Below are 15,885 nucleotides of genomic sequence, written 5' to 3' on the forward strand. Positions count from 1 at the left end.
CCCGCGGACCCGCCCATGCACGCTTCTTCCCACCCCCACGGACACAGCGGGAGATCGCACATGAGGAGCTACACCGCAGAGCCGAACCTGCCCTCGCCCGGCCGGACCCCCCACGCCCCGCCCCAAGCCGCGCTGCACCGGCCCGGCGCCGGCCCCGGGCCCGGCCGCGAACGCACGCCGATCACAGCGGCGGCGACCGGCGCCCGAGCGCTCCAGCGGCTGGCCGACCACGTCAACACCCACGCACACGCGCTGCTGAGGATGACGGTGGGCCTCGTCTTCGTCGGCTTCGGCGTCCTGAAGCTGTTCCCCTCGGCGAGCCCCGCGGAACAACTGGCCGTGGACGCGGCGACGAAGATGACGCTGGGCCTGGTGCCGGAGACGGTACTGCTGCTCTCGCTCGCGGCATTGGAGACGGCCATCGGCATCGGCCTGATCATCGGCCGACGTCTGCTGCTCCCCGCCCTGATCGCGTTCTTCCTCCACATGGGCGGCGTGTTCTCGACGCTGCTCCTCCTCCCCGACGCCATGTGGCAACCCCACTCGCCCGCCCCGACGATGGAGGGGCAGTACGTCGTCAAGAACGTGGTCCTGGTCGCGGTGTGCCTGGTGGTGGCCGCGCACGAGTGGAGCGGCAGGACCGCTCGCGAGGCCGGCCGGGAGGGGGCGGGCTGAGCCCCCGGACGCGACCCGGGAGCCGCGGCCGTCTCGTCCGCCCCCTTAGCCTGTGGGAAGGATCCGCCTACGGGGGCGTCCTGACGGATGAAAGAGAACCTCACACATGACCAGGGAATCGGCCGCCGGAAGCGGCGACGAACCACTGCCCTACGCGCCTCTGCCGCCCGGTGCGCGCGGCCCGCTGGACCCGCCGCCGCTGGGGGCGCCTCCTCCGGGCTTCGGGCCCCGGCTCGTCATCGCGGAAGGCGTCCTCACCAAGGCGGCGGGTGCGGCCGACCGGATCTTCGACGACTTCCACAAGCCCGCCCGGTCGGTGGACGAGCCGACCGGGAAGGCCGCACGTGAGCTGGCGGGCTGGGAGAGCGCGGCGGCTCTGCGGACCTCGTTGAAGAACTGGCAGAACCAGTCGAAGGCCGCCGAGACGTGGCTGACCCGTATCGCGGAGAGCCTGCGCGCCTCGTCGCACACGTACACCTCGACGAACCAGGGCGTCGAGCAGCAGTTCAGCGTTCTGAGGACCTACGGCTGATGCCCGCCTTCTACCGTGAACTGCTCGACACCGACCTCTCGGTGCTGGACGGCCTCGCCGACGCATGGCAGAACACCCACACCCGTACGGAGAAGCTGCCGAAGCGGATGATGGACGAAGTCCTCAAACCGCTGCGGGACAAAGGGTATTGGGAAGGCGCGGCGGCCCCGCACGCCTGGTCGCTGATCGACGACATCGCCCGCCAGCTGGCCGCCGCGAACAAGGTGGCCAAGGCGCTGGCAGGCGTCATCGACGACGCGGTGGCCGACCTCAAGGTCATCCGACGCGATCTGAAGGACGCGGTGCGGCGGACCCGGGACCAGGGGCTGGCTGTGGACGCCTCGGGCAGGGTCTCCGGATACATCACGGCCGAGCAGCACATCCCCATGGGCCAGCGCGTCTACAGCGCCCGCTACGCCGAACTGGCCCAGGAGGAGATCAACGGGATCGTCCGCCGGGGCATCACGGCGGACCAGAGCCTCTCCATGGCGCTCATGGCGGACGTGGGCCTCGGCGCGTGGTTCAACACCGGCCCCCGGCACAGTTCGATCGACACGACCGACCGGATCAGCGTCGACGAGTACAACGCGTACCACCGCGCCCTGTCGGGGAAGGACCCCTACCCCGAGGCCAAGGACGACAGCCCCTACGGACTGGGGCTGGACTACGTCACCGGCATCGGACCCCGCCACAAGGACTTCACCAACGGCGACCGGATGGCCGACCTGATGCAGTCCATGGAGAGCATGCAGGACATCCGGAAACAGACCGTCGAGCAGTGGGAGGCGACCGGCGACAAGGAGGGGCAGGCCGCCTTCTCCATCTCCGCGTCCGGCAAGGTCGCCGCGGGGAAGAAGCTGCTCACCGAGGACCTGCCGGCCATCGTCACCAACGACCCCGACCACCTGGGCGAGGCGTTCATGGGCTCGTACAACGTCGACTACGTCGTGCGGGGCACGGATCCGGACGGTTCGCTGGTGGTCGAGTACACGCTGAACAACACCACCAGTTCGGAATCGGCGCTGCACTACATCGGCTACTACGACTGGCTGAAGTACGCGGAGATCGCCGACGGCCCGATGACCAGTGCGGTCAGCCAGACGGTCACCTGGACCGAACGCATCCCCGGGAAGACGTCGTGAACCGCGTCCGGCGGACGGCCCGCCGCCGCCTCTTCGCGGCAACCGCCCTGGCGGCGTGCTCCCTCCCCCTCACCACCGGCTGCACCGAGGCGGCCCGCTGCGGACCACCCGCCCTGGACGAGGTCAGCCAGATGGACCTGTACGGCACGTATGCCGGCCCCCACGGGTCACGGCTCACCCTGACGAACACCGGCGGCACGACCGTCACGTTCACGGCCCGCGACTGGCCGGCGGGGAACGGGGCGGGCATCCTCGCGGAGGACGCCCCCTCCTTCGACGGCACGGGGACGTGGTCGGTGGTGAGCGCCCCCGGTGAGCCCGGCCGTGTCCGCCTGAGCTTCGAGAACCGCGAGACCGGACGACCGGGGCCGCCCTTGCAGCAGTTGGAAGTCGGCAAGGGCGAGGGGGACGCGCCGCCGATGCTGTTCGCCAGGCTCGGCGACCCGGATGTGTGCCGGGTGTACGAACTGGAACGAGAGAGGGGATGAGGATGAGGTAGTACCGACACCGCCGCGGTGCTCCCTCGGTCCCGCGCAACGGTACGGGCAACACCCGCTTCGCCTCACCCCCCGGATACCGGCAATCGGCAATCGGCAACCGGTGGACAGGGGATGACGCACCGGCCGCCGACGACACACCGGAGCAGTTGCGCGCGCTCTGGCAGGGGGTGGTCCCCGGGCAGGCGGGGGTGTTCCCGGGTGGCCGCGCAGCGCCCGGTCCACCAGGTGGTGGTCCCCGCACAAGCGGGGGTCGCCCCGGCCCGGGCCTGAAGGGCTGGGGCGTACGGCAAGAGGTCGTGCCCCCGCGCGGGCCGTCCGCGCCTCATCCCGCCCATCTCCCCGTCAGGAACGTCAGCGATACCAGCGTCGTCACGGGGGTCGCCACGCACAGGTACGCCGTCCTGAACCACGGGTGGCGCAGGCTCAGCGCCGCCAGGCCGATCCACAGCGGCCACCACAGCAGCGTCGCGCGCGGGATGGACGTGTACCAGTACGAGGTGCCGAGCGCCCACAGGCTGAGGACCACGTACACCGCCTCGGGCCAGCGGCGCCGGTACAGGAGTACGGCCGCCAGTGCGATCCCCACCACCATCGCCGCCAACTCCGCCTGGAACATCAGCGCGTAGCCGGTCGTCTGGGTCTGGCCGAACGCCCCGGTCCACGTGTTCGCCCACGCCTCCCAGGGCGTGTGGAACGTTCGGTACCAGCCGCGTTCCTGCGCGTGCTTCCAGGCCATCCAGTCGCCGGTGTGCGCGTGCAGGTACCAGCTGTACGCGGCCGGGGGCAGCGCCGGAAGCAGCGTCCAGCCCACCGCCCGCCAACTCCGCCGGCCCTCCCGCTCACGCACCGCCGTCAGGATGAACAGCAGCCCGATGGCCGCCGCGAGGAACAGGCCGCTGATCCGCACCGTCGTCCCCAGCGTGGTCAGTACGGCGGCGAGCGCCCACCGGTGCCTCATCGCCGCCAGCCAGGCGGGCAGCGCGAACGCCAGGAACAGCGCCTCCGTGTAACCCGCCGCCAGGAACACCGCACACGGGGAGAGGAGGAAGAGAACCGCTGTGCGGGAGCCCGCCGCCTCCGCCGGCAGGCACGCCCGGGCGATACGGGCCAGGGCCACGACCGCGACGGCCCCCGCGACGAACGAGATGAGCAGTCCGGCCGCCGTCCAGTCCGGCACGACCGTGTGCACGGCCCGGAGGGTGAGGGGGTAACCGGGGAAGAACGCCTCCCGGTTGTCCCAGCCTTCCGTCCAGGGGCCCGTGCCCGCCGGGAAGTAACCGTCGCGCGCCAGGTGGAGGTAGTGGTTCGCGTCCCACTGCTGGAAGGGGGCCAGTACCGGGGCCGTCTCCCGGGCGCCGGACCGGGCGGGGAACAGCCAACGGGCCAGGTGGGCCGTGATCCCCAGGGATATTCGGGTCAGGAGGTAGAGCCCGAGCACGGCGCGGTCGGCAGGGGTCACCCGCGCCGCCGCCCGGCGGAACCGTCCCCCCGGGGGCCCGGGTATGGGCCCGGGGTCGTCGTCGGACCCCCGGCGTTCCGGCGGTACGGCGGGGCCCCGACGCCCGGAGCGCACGGAGGTGCGGGGCTCGGGGGTCGCCGGGAGAGCAGCTGACGGCTGCGGACCGGGGGAAAGCGTGGTCAACTCAGGCACCTTTCGGGCGCGCCTCGCGGAGGCGCCGGGGCATGGGCGTACGGGGTCTCCCGGGGGAGCCGCCGGGGCGCGGGAAGGACGGCGGAGGGAACGGGCTGTCTCTTCGCCCGGGGTCAGGGCATCGACTCCGCCCCGTCCTTCGCCGACTCCGTCCCGTCCGTCGTCGCGGAAGCCGTCGCGGAAGCCGCACGGGTCGCCGGAGCCGTCGTCGGGGCCGTGGCGGTCGGCGGTGTCCGCGGCGTCCCGGTCGCGCTCATGCCCGTACTCGTCCGCGTGGGACGGCCGGACGGGTCCTCCGCCCCGGTGCCTCCCGTGCCTCCCGTGCCTCCCGTGCCTCCCGGCAGGGTCGTGGCCGGTGACGGCGGGGAGGGCGGATCGGTCGACAGCCGGAGATGGGGCGGTACGGGCGGCGGATGGCCGGGGGACGGGTCCGTGGCCGGGGCGACCGCTTCCGGCCGTACCGGCAGCATGCCCACCGCCGTCGCACCGCCCCCGCCGACGACGAGGCAGACGCCCACCGCGACCGCGGCCATCCGCCGGCGCCGGGCGCGCATGCCGCGCTGGGCGATCCTCGACGCGTCGTCCGGGTCGGCGCGGACCTGCCCGAACTCACCGGCTTCCCGGAACAGGGACCGCAACGGATCCCGCCGTTCAGACATCACGTGCCTCCTCGATGCGGGGGTCTCCCAGCCGATGCGCGAGCGCCACCCGGCCGCGGACCAGATGCGTCTTGATCGTGCTGGTGGAAAGCCCGGTCTCCCCCGCGATCTGCTCGACCGTGAGGTCGCACAGGTAGTGCAGGGTCAGCGTCCGCCGCTGCTGGGCGGGCAGTTCCCGGAGCGCGGCGACCAGTGCCACATGGTCCGGGCCCGGCGGTGCGACGTGCTCCGCGAACGGCCCGCTCCCCCGGCCCCACGCGTCCGCCGAGCGCCGCCGGAACCGCCAGCGGCTCACCGCGAGCCGCCAGGCGACCGTACGGATCCACGCCTCGGGCTGCCCCTCACGCTCCAGCCGAGCGCGCCGGACCCACGCCTTGACGAACGCTTCCTGCACGACGTCCTGCGCCTCCTGGAGGTCGCCGGTCATCACGTACAGCTGGCCTGTGAGACGCGCGACCGCCTGGGCGTAGAACTCTTCGAACTCCTCGACGGTCACCAATCGCTCCCGGGTCTTTCGCTTCACCGGGTATACGCCCGCCGCCGGTCATCCGGTCGACACTACCCACCGGGGAATCCGGGTGACGGCCGTCACAGCGGCCGAAAGGCCGGTGCGGGCCCCGGGCGCCCCGCCCGCGCCGGGAAGCCCGGGCTTCTCCCCCTGCCGGTACGACCGCCCCGCCACCCCGCCGCCCCGCCGCCCGACCGCCCGACCGCCCGGCCGCTCTGCCGCCCGGCCGCTACCTCTGCGCCCCCGCCTCCCGCGCCGCGTCCACGACCGTCCGCACCGCCGCGAGCACCGCCTCGTCGCTGAGGACGGCGCGCCACTGGCCGTGGCCGACGGGACGCTCATCGGCGTCGAGCAGGCGCCGCACCCGCGGGGCCGCGTCCGCCGCGCACCGCGGGTCGGCGGCGGCGACCTCGGCGAGGAGTTCCAGGGGCTCGACGATCGTGGGCGGGTAGCCGCCCGGCGGGCAGATCCGCACCAGCTCGACCAGGGCCGGGGCGGTCCGCCGCCCGTCCCGCGTGAGCTTCCACAGGGCCCGGAGGATTTCCAGCGCCTCGGAGCGGCAGCCGCCCTCGATGCGCGCCCGGGCGGTGGCGTACAGCCGCCGCGCCACCCGGCCGGCCACGGGCGGATGGGTGGCGGCGACCTCGGCGAGCAGGAGCAGCGGCTGGACGCCTCCCGGCGTCGTGTGAGCCTTCCGCGCACTGTCGGCGGTCAACTCCATGAGCGCCGGAACGACCTCCTCCGCGTCGCCGGTCACCCGCCACAGGGCCCGCGCCCTCTCCACGGCGTCCTTCGGGGCGGAGGAGGGACTGCGGGGTTTCTCGCGAAGGGCCTCCCGGAACAGTCCGCGCAGCCAGTCCGCCGATCCGGACGCGAGCGGTCCCAGCGCGGCGCAGGCGCGGACGCGGTCCCGGTCGGTGGCCTCGGCGCTCAGTTCGGGGAACCGGCTCTCCCCGGGGGAGCGCAGCAGGGCCAGCAAGGGTTCGCCGTCACCGGTCAGGGCGAAGTGGACGAACGGATCGACCCGCGTGACGTCCGGCCAGAACCGGGGCGGGCCCAGGCTCTCCCGCAACCGGTCGCGGTGGGCGGCCGCGACCGGGCCGGCGCCCAGCATCCGCAGGGCCTGTGCCGCTTCGACCAACGTCTCGTCCTCGTCCAGCAGTCGGGTCAGACGCTCGACGACGGGGCCGCCCTTCTCGTGCCACCGTCGCAGGATCGCGTAGTACGCGCCCCGCTCGAACGACGACGCGGCCCGGGCCCGCGCCAGCAGGGGCCCCAGAAGCGTCTCCACGCGGTCGGCGAACCCGCCCAGCGCCTCCGGGTAGTTGAGATCGCTCACCTCCCAGGCGCAGGTGGAGACGGAGGGGGCCCACGACGCGAACCCCGTGGCCCGGCCCGACAGCAGCCCGGCTGCCAACGGCCCGACGCACCGATCGTCCCCCATCCGGCCCAGCGCCCACAGCGCGTGCCGCCGCGCTGGCTCGTGGGGTTCGTCGTCCACCGCCAGGTGCGCCGCCACCCGGTCGGCCCACGGGCGCGCCGCAACCCCGCACATGGCGAGGACCCGCAGCGCGAAGGCCCGGTTCACGGCATCCGCGTGGTCGACGAACTCCGCTACCTCCGGAAGGAGTTCGGGAACGGCTGACCGCCACCGGGACATCAGCGCCGCCGCGACCCGCAGGCCGCCCTCGTGGTGGGCGGCGGTCTCGTGGCGCAGCAGCTGTCGTGCGAAGGCGAGCCGCCCCGGCAGGTCGCGTCCGAACCCCGCGTCGGCATCGGTGACGTGGGCGACGTACAGCGCGCGGTCCCCCCGGTAGCGAGCGGCATCGGCGGGCGACGGCCTGAGCAGGACATCGGCGGCGGTACGGGCGTCCGCCGAGTCGGGGCGGCCGGGAAGGGCACGGCGCAGCGCGGCGATCGCGGACAGCCGGACGTCGTGCCCGTGGTGTTCGGTCCACGCGATCCACGCGTCGATGTCCTCGTCGAGGTCGGGTTCCTCGCCCTTTCCCGGGTCGCTCGCCCGCTGCCGCAGCCAGGCGACGGCCTCATCGCGCCGGGTCTCGGCGCGGGCGGCCAGTTCGCCCACGCCCAGCACGAGGCGTTCGGCCACCGCCCGTTCGGGTTCGTCCTCGAAGCGGGCCCGGAAGCGGTCGACGACCTCGTCCGCCCGGAGGGCGGCCTGGGCGAGTACGGTCACCGTCCCGGCCCGTACGTCTTCGGCGTCGTCCGCGAGCCCCGGCAGCAGCGCGTCGACCGCCCGCTCCCACACCGCCGGCCAGGCCGCGGGGGCGGGGGGCCGCCACCCGCCGGGCTTCGGATCGGGCGCCACCGTACGGGCTCCGTTCCCCGCGCGGGCGAGGTCGGCGAGCGTGGACAGGAGCTGGGGCCGCACCTTCACGGCCGGATCCCGTACGGCCTCGACGAGGAACGTGAGCACCTCGAACGCCGCGGGCCGTACCGAACCGCCGTGGCCGCAGCAGGCGAAGTGGAGGGCGTCATGGGCGTCGTCGGCCGTCCGCCGGTCGGGCGACCAGAGCCGTTCCAGCAGATCCGGCCCGTACCGTTCGGAGGTGTAGGGGTCGACCACCTTCGACCAGTCGACCTCCGCGGCGAACCGGGCCGACAACTCCGCGCCCGCGCCGCCCCCGAAGTCCCGGGCCCCCACGCCTTCCGCGCCCGCCGTACCTGCCGTACTCGCTGTACTCCCGGCATCCGCGGGCCCGGGCCTCGGCCCCCCCGCGTCCTCCACCCCGTCCGCGTCCTCCACGTCGCCCGCTCCCCCCGCGTCGTCCACACACTGCCAGAGCCACCTCTCCACCGCGCCCGGGACGAAACCGGTGGGATACCCCGGCTGGAGCCAGGACCCGGAACGGCCGGAATGCACCGCCTGCGGGAAGCGAAGGGAACACCTGCTGACAGGGGAGAGCGCGGAAGCCGAATAGTCAGCAGTCCGACCCGCGCGTGACCCACAGCCCTCCCTCTCGACGCCCCCGCGAACGCCTCAGGGGCGGTACCCCCGTGAAGGAGGTACCGCCCCTGAGGGACGTACGCGGAACTTCGCGATCGGCAGGCCGATCAGAAGTCCATGTCACCGCCCGGCATGCCGCCCGGGGCGGCCGCGCCGGCCTTCTCGGGCTTGTCGGCGATGACGGCCTCGGTGGTGAGGAACAGCGCGGCGATGGACGCGGCGTTCTGCAGGGCGGAACGCGTGACCTTCGCCGGGTCGAGGATGCCCTCGGCGATCATGTCGACGTACTCACCGGTCGCGGCGTTCAGGCCGTGACCGATCGGGAGGTTGCGGACCTTCTCCACGACGACGCCACCCTCGAGACCACCGTTGACGGCGATCTGCTTGAGCGGGGCCTCCAGCGCGAGCTTCACGGCGTTGGCGCCGGTCGCCTCGTCGCCCGTGAGGTCGAGCTTCTCGAAGACGGCCGAGGCCTGGAGCAGAGCCACGCCACCACCGGCGACGATGCCCTCCTCGACGGCGGCCTTGGCGTTGCGCACCGCGTCCTCGATGCGGTGCTTGCGCTCCTTGAGCTCCACCTCGGTGGCGGCGCCGGCCTTGATGACGGCCACGCCGCCGGCCAGCTTCGCGAGGCGCTCCTGGAGCTTCTCGCGGTCGTAGTCCGAGTCGGAGTTCTCGATCTCGGCACGGATCTGGTTGACGCGACCCTGAACCTGGTCGCTGTCACCGGCGCCGTCGACGATCGTCGTCTCGTCCTTGGTGATGACGACCTTGCGGGCGCGGCCGAGCAGGTCCAGGCCGGCGTTCTCCAGCTTGAGACCGACCTCCTCGGAGATCACGGTGCCGCCGGTGAGGATGGCGATGTCCGCGAGCATGGCCTTGCGGCGGTCGCCGAAGCCCGGAGCCTTGACGGCGACGGACTTGAAGGTGCCCTTGATCTTGTTGACGACCAGGGTGGAGAGCGCCTCGCCCTCGACGTCCTCGGCGATGATCAGCAGGGGCTTGCCCGACTGCATGACCTTCTCCAGCAGCGGGATCAGGTCCTTGACGCTGCCGATCTTCGAGTTGACGATCAGGATGTACGGGTCGTCGAGCGACGCCTCCATACGCTCCATGTCGGTGGCGAAGTACGCCGAGATGTAGCCCTTGTCGAAGCGCATACCCTCGGTGAGCTCCAGCTCCAGACCGAAGGTCTGGGACTCCTCGACGGTGATGACGCCTTCCTTGCCGACCTTGTCCATCGCCTCGGCGATCTTGGCGCCGATCTCGGTGTCGGCGGCGGAGATGGAGGCGGTGGAGGCGATCTGCTCCTTGGTCTCCACGTCCTTGGCCTGCTCCAGCAGAGCGGCGGAGACGGCCTCGACGGCCTTCTCGATGCCGCGCTTGAGGGCCATCGGGTTGGCGCCGGCGGCAACGTTGCGCAGACCCTCGCGGACGAGAGCCTGGGCGAGAACGGTGGCGGTGGTCGTACCGTCGCCGGCGACGTCGTCCGTCTTCTTGGCGACCTCCTTGACCAGCTCCGCACCGATCTTCTCGTACGGGTCCTCGAGCTCGATCTCCTTGGCGATGGAAACACCATCGTTGGTGATCGTGGGCGCGCCCCACTTCTTCTCGAGGACGACGTTACGGCCCTTGGGGCCGAGGGTGACCTTGACGGCGTCGGCGAGCTGGTTCATCCCGCGCTCGAGACCGCGCCGTGCCTCCTCGTCGAACGCGATGATCTTGGCCATGTGAAGTGGTCCTCCCGGACAGGGGTGGATTGCTCCGGACCGAGAGGCGCCCGCGACGGACGGCCTGCCGTGTGGTGGTTCCTTGCCCCACCGCACCTGCGGACCTCACCGGCCCGGCCCAAAATTCTGTCACTCTCACCTGGAGAGTGCTAACGCCAATGATTAGCACTCGACCCCCGAGAGTGCAAGCGCCTCGGGCGAGTGCCCGCCATGCGGTACGGGGCCGCCGGCCGTGCGGTACGGGGCCGCCGGGCGTACGGCCCCTGGGGGTGGCGGCCGTACGGCCCCTGGGGGCGGCGGGCCCCCGGGTGCGGCGGGCCCCGGACGCGCGTAGGGCCCGATCCCCGGTTGAACGCTCCCGGGGTCGGGCCCTACGTGCGTGAGTGGTGTCGTCGGACGACCGTGCCGAGCTCAGCCGACGGCGAGCTTGACCATGTCGGCCTGGGGCCCCTTCTGGCCCTGCGAGATCTCGAATTCAACTCGCTGACCCTCTTCGAGGGTGCGGTACCCGTCCATCTGGATCGCGCTGTAGTGGACGAAAACATCCGCACCACCGTCGACCGCGATGAAGCCGTACCCCTTCTCCGCGTTGAACCACTTGACGGTGCCCTGAGCCATGCCTAACTCCCCTATTACTGGCCCTTGCACGGGACCGCACTTCGCGGGCCCGGGTCGCGACTCACCCTCCGACAGGAGAGGGTGGGCGGCGCCGCAGCGCGTCGACCGCGGCCGAATGTATCCGTCCAACTGCCCTCTGCAACAGGTCAATCGGACGAGAAATCTGGGCGCACTTGAACACGCGAATATGCGGGTTTCCTGAGATTTACGGGCAAGTCGGGTCAGACAAACGGCACTTATGCCGCAAGAGGTTCACGCACTTTGGCTGCTTCTTATCGGGGCCGGGCGCATTCTCATATGCGGGCGGCACGAGCAGCGGACGGGGCTTCCCCAACTGTACCGCGCTCAACCATGCAGAATTGCCCCCTCCGCTTCTGGAGCGGAGAGGGCAACTGCGGTCACAAGAAGGCGCCATGGCCTCAGAGGGCTCGACGGCCCCCCAGGGCGCCACCGCCCCACGGGGACGCCACCGCCCCACGGGCGCGACGGACCCACAGGGCTCAGTCCGGGCCGGACCGGCTCAGCTCGGCCCGGGACGGCTCAGCTCGGCCCGGGACGGCCCGGGGCGTTCAGCAGCCGCCGGCGACCGCGGGGATGATCGAGACGCCCGCGCCGTCCGGGGTGGCCGCGTCCAGGCCGCCCTCGAAGCGCACGTCGTCGTCGTTGACGTACACGTTGACGAAGCGGCGCAGCCTGCCCTGGTCGTCCAGGACGCGGGCCGCGATGCCCGGGTGGTCCTTCTCCAGGGACTCGATGACCTCGGAGAGCTTCGCGCCCTCCGCCGTGACCTCGGCCTGGCCGCCCGTGTAGGTGCGGAGGATGGTGGGGATGCGGACCTTGACGCTCATGGCGGACGCCTTTCTCGGTGCTGCGGTCGGGGTGGTCAGGCGGAGGCGAGGCCCGCGGCGCGGAACGCGTCCAGGCTCGGCTTGATGGTCGCCGTGGCCTGCGAGGTGGGGGCGACCGCGTCGAGCGTCTTGAGGCCGTCGCCGGTGTTCAGGACGACGGTGGTGAGCGTCGGGTCGAGCACGCCGGCCTCGACCAGCTTCTTCGTCACGCCGACGGTCACCCCGCCCGCCGTCTCGCCGAAGATGCCCTCGGTGCGGGCCAGCAGCTTGATCGCGTCGACGACCTGCTCGTCGGTGACGTCCTCCACCGCGCCGCCGGTGCGGCGGGCGATGTCCAGGACGTAGGGGCCGTCCGCCGGGTTGCCGATGGCCAGCGACTTGGCGATGGTGTTCGGCTTCTGGGGCCGCACGACGTCGTGGCCGGCCTTGAAGGCGGCGGAGACCGGGGAGCAGCCCTCGGCCTGGGCGCCGAAGATCTTGTACGGCTTGTCCTCGACGAGGCCGAGCCTGATCAGCTCCTGGAACCCCTTGTCGATCTTGGTGAGCTGGGAGCCGGACGCGATCGGGATGACGATCTGGTCCGGCAGCTTCCAGCCGAGCTGCTCGCAGATCTCGTACGCCAGCGTCTTGGAACCCTCGCCGTAGTACGGGCGGAGGTTGACGTTGACGAAGCCCCAGCCCTCGCCGAGCGGGTCGCCGATGAGCTCGGAGCAGAAGCGGTTGACGTCGTCGTAGGTGCCCTCGATGCCGACCAGCTCACCGCCGTACACCGCGGCCATGACGACCTTGCCCTGCTCCAGGTCGTGCGGGATGAACACGCAGGAGCGCAGTCCGGCGCGGGCGGCGGCGGCGCCGACGGCTCCGGCCAGGTTGCCCGTGGAGGAGCAGGAGAGGGTGGTGAAACCGAAGGCGCGGGCGGCCTCGACGGCGATCGCGACGACGCGGTCCTTGAAGGAGTGCGTCGGGTTGCCGGAGTCGTCCTTCACGTACAGGCCGCCGGTGACGCCCAGCTCGCGGGCGAGGTTGTCGGCCTTGACGAGCTTGGTGAAGCCCGGGTTGATGTTGGGCTTCTCCGCGACGTCGGCGGGAACGGGCAGCAGCGGGGCGTACCGCCAGATGTTGTCCGGGCCGGACTCGATGCGCTTCCGCAGCTCCTCGGGGGAGCCGGTGGGCAGGTCGTACGCCACTTCCAGCGGCCCGAAACAGGAGGCGCAGGCGAACAGGGGGCCCAGCTCGAACCGCTCGCCGCACTCGCGGCAGGAAAGCGCCGCGGCGGGGCCGAGGTCGACGGCCGGGGCGGAAGGAGTGGTGCTGCCTGCAACGGTCTGAACAGCCATGATGGCGGAGGTCCCTTTCTCCTCATCTTCCTCGCGACGCATTTCGCCGCAAGACGGAATTGGCACCTTCCCCACCGTGACCTCGCGGTCGGCAGGAGGGTTGCCGGGACTTCAACGGGCCGTTCCCTCAGTCCCTCTGGATGAGCTCTGTGGCACTGGATCTTCGATCCAGGCGTTTATGCGCGCTCCGACCCCGACATGCGATGGCTCCGCGCGTTGCTCAAGACTGTAACCGAAGCACCGGACCGTCGAGATAGTCGTCCGAACCGCGAGATGGATCACACACAGGGAGTGCCGACCGTGCTCGAAGAGGTGGAACGCTGGCTGACCAGGCGGTCCTGGTCGTCCGGCGACCGCCCGCTGGACCGGCTCACCGACGCGCGGGCCGCCGACCCGCGGCGTACGACCGTGAGCGTGGTACTGCCCGCGTTGAACGAGGAGGCCACGGTCGGCGCGATCGTGGCGACGATCCGGCGGGAGCTGATGGAGAAGGTCCGCCTCGTCGACGAACTCCTGGTGATCGACTCCGGCTCCACCGACGCCACCGCGGCCGTGGCGCGGGCGGCAGGCGCGCGGGTGGTCCACCGGGACGCGATCCTGCCCCGGATCCCGGCGGTGCCCGGCAAGGGCGAGGTCCTGTGGCGGTCACTCCTGGTGACCAGCGGCGAGATCGTCTGCTTCGTGGACGCGGACCTCAGGGACTTCTCGGCGGACTTCGTCTCGGGGACGGTCGGGCCGCTGCTGACCGATCCCGACGTGCAGTTCGTCAAGGCGATGTACGACCGTCCGCTCGGCGGCGAGGCGGGCCAGGGCGGCCGGGTCACCGAACTGGTGGCACGCCCGCTGCTCAATCTGCACTGGCCCCGGCTGGCCGGATTCGTGCAGCCGCTGGGCGGCGAGTACGCGGTGCGGCGCATCCTGCTGGAGCGGCTGCCGTTCCCGGTCGGTTACGGGGTGGAGCTGGGGCTGCTGGTGGACGCGCTGCACACGGTGGGCCTGGACGCGCTGGGCCAGGTCGACGTGGGCGTACGCGTCCACCGCCACCAGGACGGGCGGGCGCTGGGCCGGATGGCGGCGGCGATCTACCGCACGGCGCAGCTCAGGCTCTCCCGGGGCCACCTGGTGCGGCCGGCGCTGACCCAGTTCGAGCGCGGCGAGGACGGCTTCGTCCCCCGTACGCATCCGGTGGACACCGAGGAGCGGCCGCCGATGCGGGAGATCGCGGAGTACGCGGCGCGGTGGGCGGCGTGAGGCGGTGGCCGGGCGGAGGGCGGGGGCGTTTGGGGGCCGGGCTCACGGGCTAGGTTCCGGTACATGGTCTCCGAGCACACGCCTTCCCCCGCTTCCCAGGTCCTCGTCGCGTCCAACCGCGGCCCCGTCTCGTACACGCTCGGTGAGGACGGGACGCTCGACGCCAAACGCGGCGGGGGCGGCCTCGTCTCCGGGCTGAGCGCCGTCGACGACAAGGTGTGGGTCTGCGCGGCCCTCGGCGAGGGCGACCGCGAGGCGGTCCGCCGCGGGGTCGGGGAGCCGGGCGTCCGGATGCTGGACATCGACGCCGAGGTGCACGCCGACGCCTACAACGGCATCGCGAACTCGGTGCTGTGGTTCGTCCACCACATGCTCTACCAGACGCCGGTCGAGCCGGTCTTCGACGCGGAGTTCCGCCGGCAGTGGGCCGCGTACGAGACGTACAACCGGGCGTTCGCGCGGGCGCTGGCCGAGGAGGCGGAGCCGGGGGCCTCGGTCCTCGTCCAGGACTACCACCTGGCGCTGGTCCCCGGCATGCTGCGGGAGCTGCGCCCGGACCTCAGGATCGGCCACTTCTCGCACACGCCGTGGGCGCCGGTGGACTACTTCCGGCTGCTGCCCGACGACATCGCCGAACAGCTGCTGCGCGGCATCCTCGGCGCGGACCGGGCCGCGTTCCTGACCCGCCGCTGGGCGGACGCGTTCATCGCCTGCTGTACGGAGATCCTCGGCGGGACGGGCCGGACCCGGATCGGGGTGCACGGCCTCGGGGCCGACGCGGAGTTCCTGCGCCGACGCGCGCACGAGCTGGACGTGGACGAGCGGATGGCGGCGCTGCGGGAGCAGGTGGGCGAGGGACGGAAGACCATCGTCCGGGTGGACCGCACCGAGCTGTCCAAGAACATCGTGCGGGGCCTGCACGCCTACCGGGCCCTGCTGGAGTCCCGCCCGGAGTGGCGCGAGCGCGTCGTGCACATCGCCTTCGCCTACCCCTCCCGCCAGGACCTCGCCGTCTACCGGGACTACACGGCGGCCGTGCAGTCGCTGGCGACGGAGATCAACGGCCAGTACGGCACCGAGGGTTGGACCCCGGTCGTCCTCCACGTCAAGGACGACTTCGCCCGCTCGCTGGCCGCGTACCGGCTGGCGGACGTGGCCCTGGTCAACCCGATCCGCGACGGCATGAACCTGGTCGCCAAGGAGGTCCCCGTCGTCTCGGACCGGGGCTGCGCCCTGGTGCTGTCACGGGAGGCGGGGGCGTACGAGGAGCTGGGGGAGGACGCGATCACGGTGAACCCGTACGACGTGACGGGCACGGCGGAGGCCCTGCACGAGGCGCTGACGATGCCCGGCGACGAACGGTCCGACCGCACGGAGCGGCTGGCCGAGGCGGCGACGGCGCTGCCGCCGCAGCAGTGGTTCCTGGACCAGCTGGAGGCGCTGCGGCAGGAGTGAGGCGCGGGGCG

General features: G+C 72.2%; 14 protein-coding genes and 1 riboswitch. Of the genes, 6 read left to right on the plus strand and 8 right to left on the minus strand.

Annotation, left to right across the window (positions count from 1 at the left end):
* Positions 1–60: 60 nt before the first annotated feature.
* The 4 genes from AMK24_RS05450 to AMK24_RS05465 all read left to right on the plus strand — a co-directional run bounded on the left by AMK24_RS05450 (position 61) and on the right by AMK24_RS05465 (position 2,837).
* On the plus strand, positions 61–675 hold the full coding sequence (locus AMK24_RS05450) for a DUF417 family protein (RefSeq protein ID WP_073765442.1): 615 nt from the start codon (positions 61–63) through the stop codon (positions 673–675).
* A gap of 106 nt (positions 676–781) precedes the next feature.
* Entirely contained in the window at positions 782–1,207 is a 426-nt protein-coding gene (locus tag AMK24_RS05455) for a hypothetical protein (protein ID WP_073765444.1), read from the plus strand.
* Positions 1,207–2,349 carry a hypothetical protein gene (locus tag AMK24_RS05460; protein WP_073765446.1) on the plus strand — a complete coding sequence of 381 codons (1,143 nt, stop codon included), beginning with the start codon at positions 1,207–1,209 and terminating at the stop codon, positions 2,347–2,349. Before AMK24_RS05455 ends, AMK24_RS05460 begins: the two co-directional genes overlap by 1 nt.
* The gene (locus AMK24_RS05465) at positions 2,346–2,837 is read left to right on the plus strand and encodes a hypothetical protein (protein ID WP_073765448.1); all 492 of its coding nucleotides are present in this window, start codon (positions 2,346–2,348) and stop codon (positions 2,835–2,837) included. The genes AMK24_RS05460 and AMK24_RS05465 overlap by 4 nt, the downstream gene beginning before the upstream one ends.
* A gap of 334 nt (positions 2,838–3,171) precedes the next feature.
* On the opposite strand, the gene AMK24_RS05470 is transcribed toward AMK24_RS05465, so the two are convergent.
* The 8 genes from AMK24_RS05470 to thrC all read right to left on the minus strand — a co-directional run bounded on the left by AMK24_RS05470 (position 3,172) and on the right by thrC (position 13,168).
* Positions 3,172–4,491 (minus strand): mannosyltransferase family protein, encoded by a 1,320-nt coding sequence (locus AMK24_RS05470; RefSeq protein WP_073765450.1) that lies wholly within the window; start codon positions 4,489–4,491, stop codon positions 3,172–3,174.
* A gap of 122 nt (positions 4,492–4,613) precedes the next feature.
* Entirely contained in the window at positions 4,614–5,159 is a 546-nt protein-coding gene (locus AMK24_RS05475) for a hypothetical protein (RefSeq protein WP_073765452.1), read from the minus strand.
* Positions 5,152–5,655: a SigE family RNA polymerase sigma factor gene (locus AMK24_RS05480; protein WP_073765454.1), complete on the minus strand. Its 504-nt coding sequence runs from the start codon at positions 5,653–5,655 to the stop codon at positions 5,152–5,154. The genes AMK24_RS05475 and AMK24_RS05480 overlap by 8 nt, the downstream gene beginning before the upstream one ends.
* A 241-nt stretch (positions 5,656–5,896) precedes the next feature.
* Positions 5,897–8,332 carry a hypothetical protein gene (locus AMK24_RS34580; RefSeq protein ID WP_073765456.1) on the minus strand — a complete coding sequence of 812 codons (2,436 nt, stop codon included), beginning with the start codon at positions 8,330–8,332 and terminating at the stop codon, positions 5,897–5,899.
* Positions 8,333–8,742: 410 nt separating this feature from the next.
* Positions 8,743–10,365 (minus strand): chaperonin GroEL, encoded by a 1,623-nt coding sequence (groL, locus tag AMK24_RS05490; RefSeq protein WP_003967345.1) that lies wholly within the window; start codon positions 10,363–10,365, stop codon positions 8,743–8,745.
* Between the two features lie 411 nt (positions 10,366–10,776).
* A complete protein-coding gene (locus AMK24_RS05495) occupies positions 10,777–10,983 on the minus strand; it encodes a cold-shock protein (RefSeq protein WP_003967346.1) in 207 nt (68 codons plus the stop codon).
* Between the two features lie 569 nt (positions 10,984–11,552).
* Complete coding sequence (locus AMK24_RS05500) at positions 11,553–11,831, minus strand: MoaD/ThiS family protein (protein WP_073765458.1); 279 nt, start codon at positions 11,829–11,831, stop codon at positions 11,553–11,555.
* Between the two features lie 35 nt (positions 11,832–11,866).
* Positions 11,867–13,168 carry a threonine synthase gene (gene thrC, locus AMK24_RS05505; RefSeq protein WP_073765460.1) on the minus strand — a complete coding sequence of 434 codons (1,302 nt, stop codon included), beginning with the start codon at positions 13,166–13,168 and terminating at the stop codon, positions 11,867–11,869.
* Positions 13,169–13,187: 19 nt separating this feature from the next.
* Positions 13,188–13,315: riboswitch (SAM riboswitch) on the minus strand.
* A 153-nt stretch (positions 13,316–13,468) separates the two neighbouring features.
* Here thrC and AMK24_RS05510 point away from each other — a divergent pair.
* Positions 13,469–14,419, plus strand: a complete 951-nt coding sequence (locus AMK24_RS05510; protein WP_073765717.1) for a glucosyl-3-phosphoglycerate synthase — start codon at positions 13,469–13,471, stop codon at positions 14,417–14,419.
* Positions 14,420–14,482: 63 nt separating this feature from the next.
* Positions 14,483–15,874 carry an alpha,alpha-trehalose-phosphate synthase (UDP-forming) gene (locus AMK24_RS05515; RefSeq protein ID WP_073765462.1) on the plus strand — a complete coding sequence of 464 codons (1,392 nt, stop codon included), beginning with the start codon at positions 14,483–14,485 and terminating at the stop codon, positions 15,872–15,874.
* Positions 15,875–15,885: the final 11 nt, after the last annotated feature.

The organism is Streptomyces sp. CB02366 (genome assembly GCF_001905905.1).
Classification (GTDB): Bacteria; Actinomycetota; Actinomycetes; order Streptomycetales; family Streptomycetaceae; genus Streptomyces.

Bases quoted from the DNA above. Each gene is read 5' to 3' on its own strand.
- AMK24_RS05450 (WP_073765442.1), top strand. From the start codon at position 61: ATGAGGAGCTACACCGCAGAGCCGAACCTGCCCTCGCCCGGCCGGACC.
- AMK24_RS05455 (WP_073765444.1), top strand. From the start codon at position 782: ATGACCAGGGAATCGGCCGCCGGAAGCGGCGACGAACCACTGCCCTAC.
- AMK24_RS05460 (WP_073765446.1), top strand. From the start codon at position 1,207: ATGCCCGCCTTCTACCGTGAACTGCTCGACACCGACCTCTCGGTGCTG.
- AMK24_RS05475 (WP_073765452.1), bottom strand. From the start codon at position 5,159: ATGTCTGAACGGCGGGATCCGTTGCGGTCCCTGTTCCGGGAAGCCGGT.
- groL (WP_003967345.1), bottom strand. From the start codon at position 10,365: ATGGCCAAGATCATCGCGTTCGACGAGGAGGCACGGCGCGGTCTCGAG.
- AMK24_RS05495 (WP_003967346.1), bottom strand. From the start codon at position 10,983: ATGGCTCAGGGCACCGTCAAGTGGTTCAACGCGGAGAAGGGGTACGGC.
- AMK24_RS05500 (WP_073765458.1), bottom strand. From the start codon at position 11,831: ATGAGCGTCAAGGTCCGCATCCCCACCATCCTCCGCACCTACACGGGC.
- thrC (WP_073765460.1), bottom strand. From the start codon at position 13,168: ATGGCTGTTCAGACCGTTGCAGGCAGCACCACTCCTTCCGCCCCGGCC.
- AMK24_RS05515 (WP_073765462.1), top strand. From the start codon at position 14,483: ATGGTCTCCGAGCACACGCCTTCCCCCGCTTCCCAGGTCCTCGTCGCG.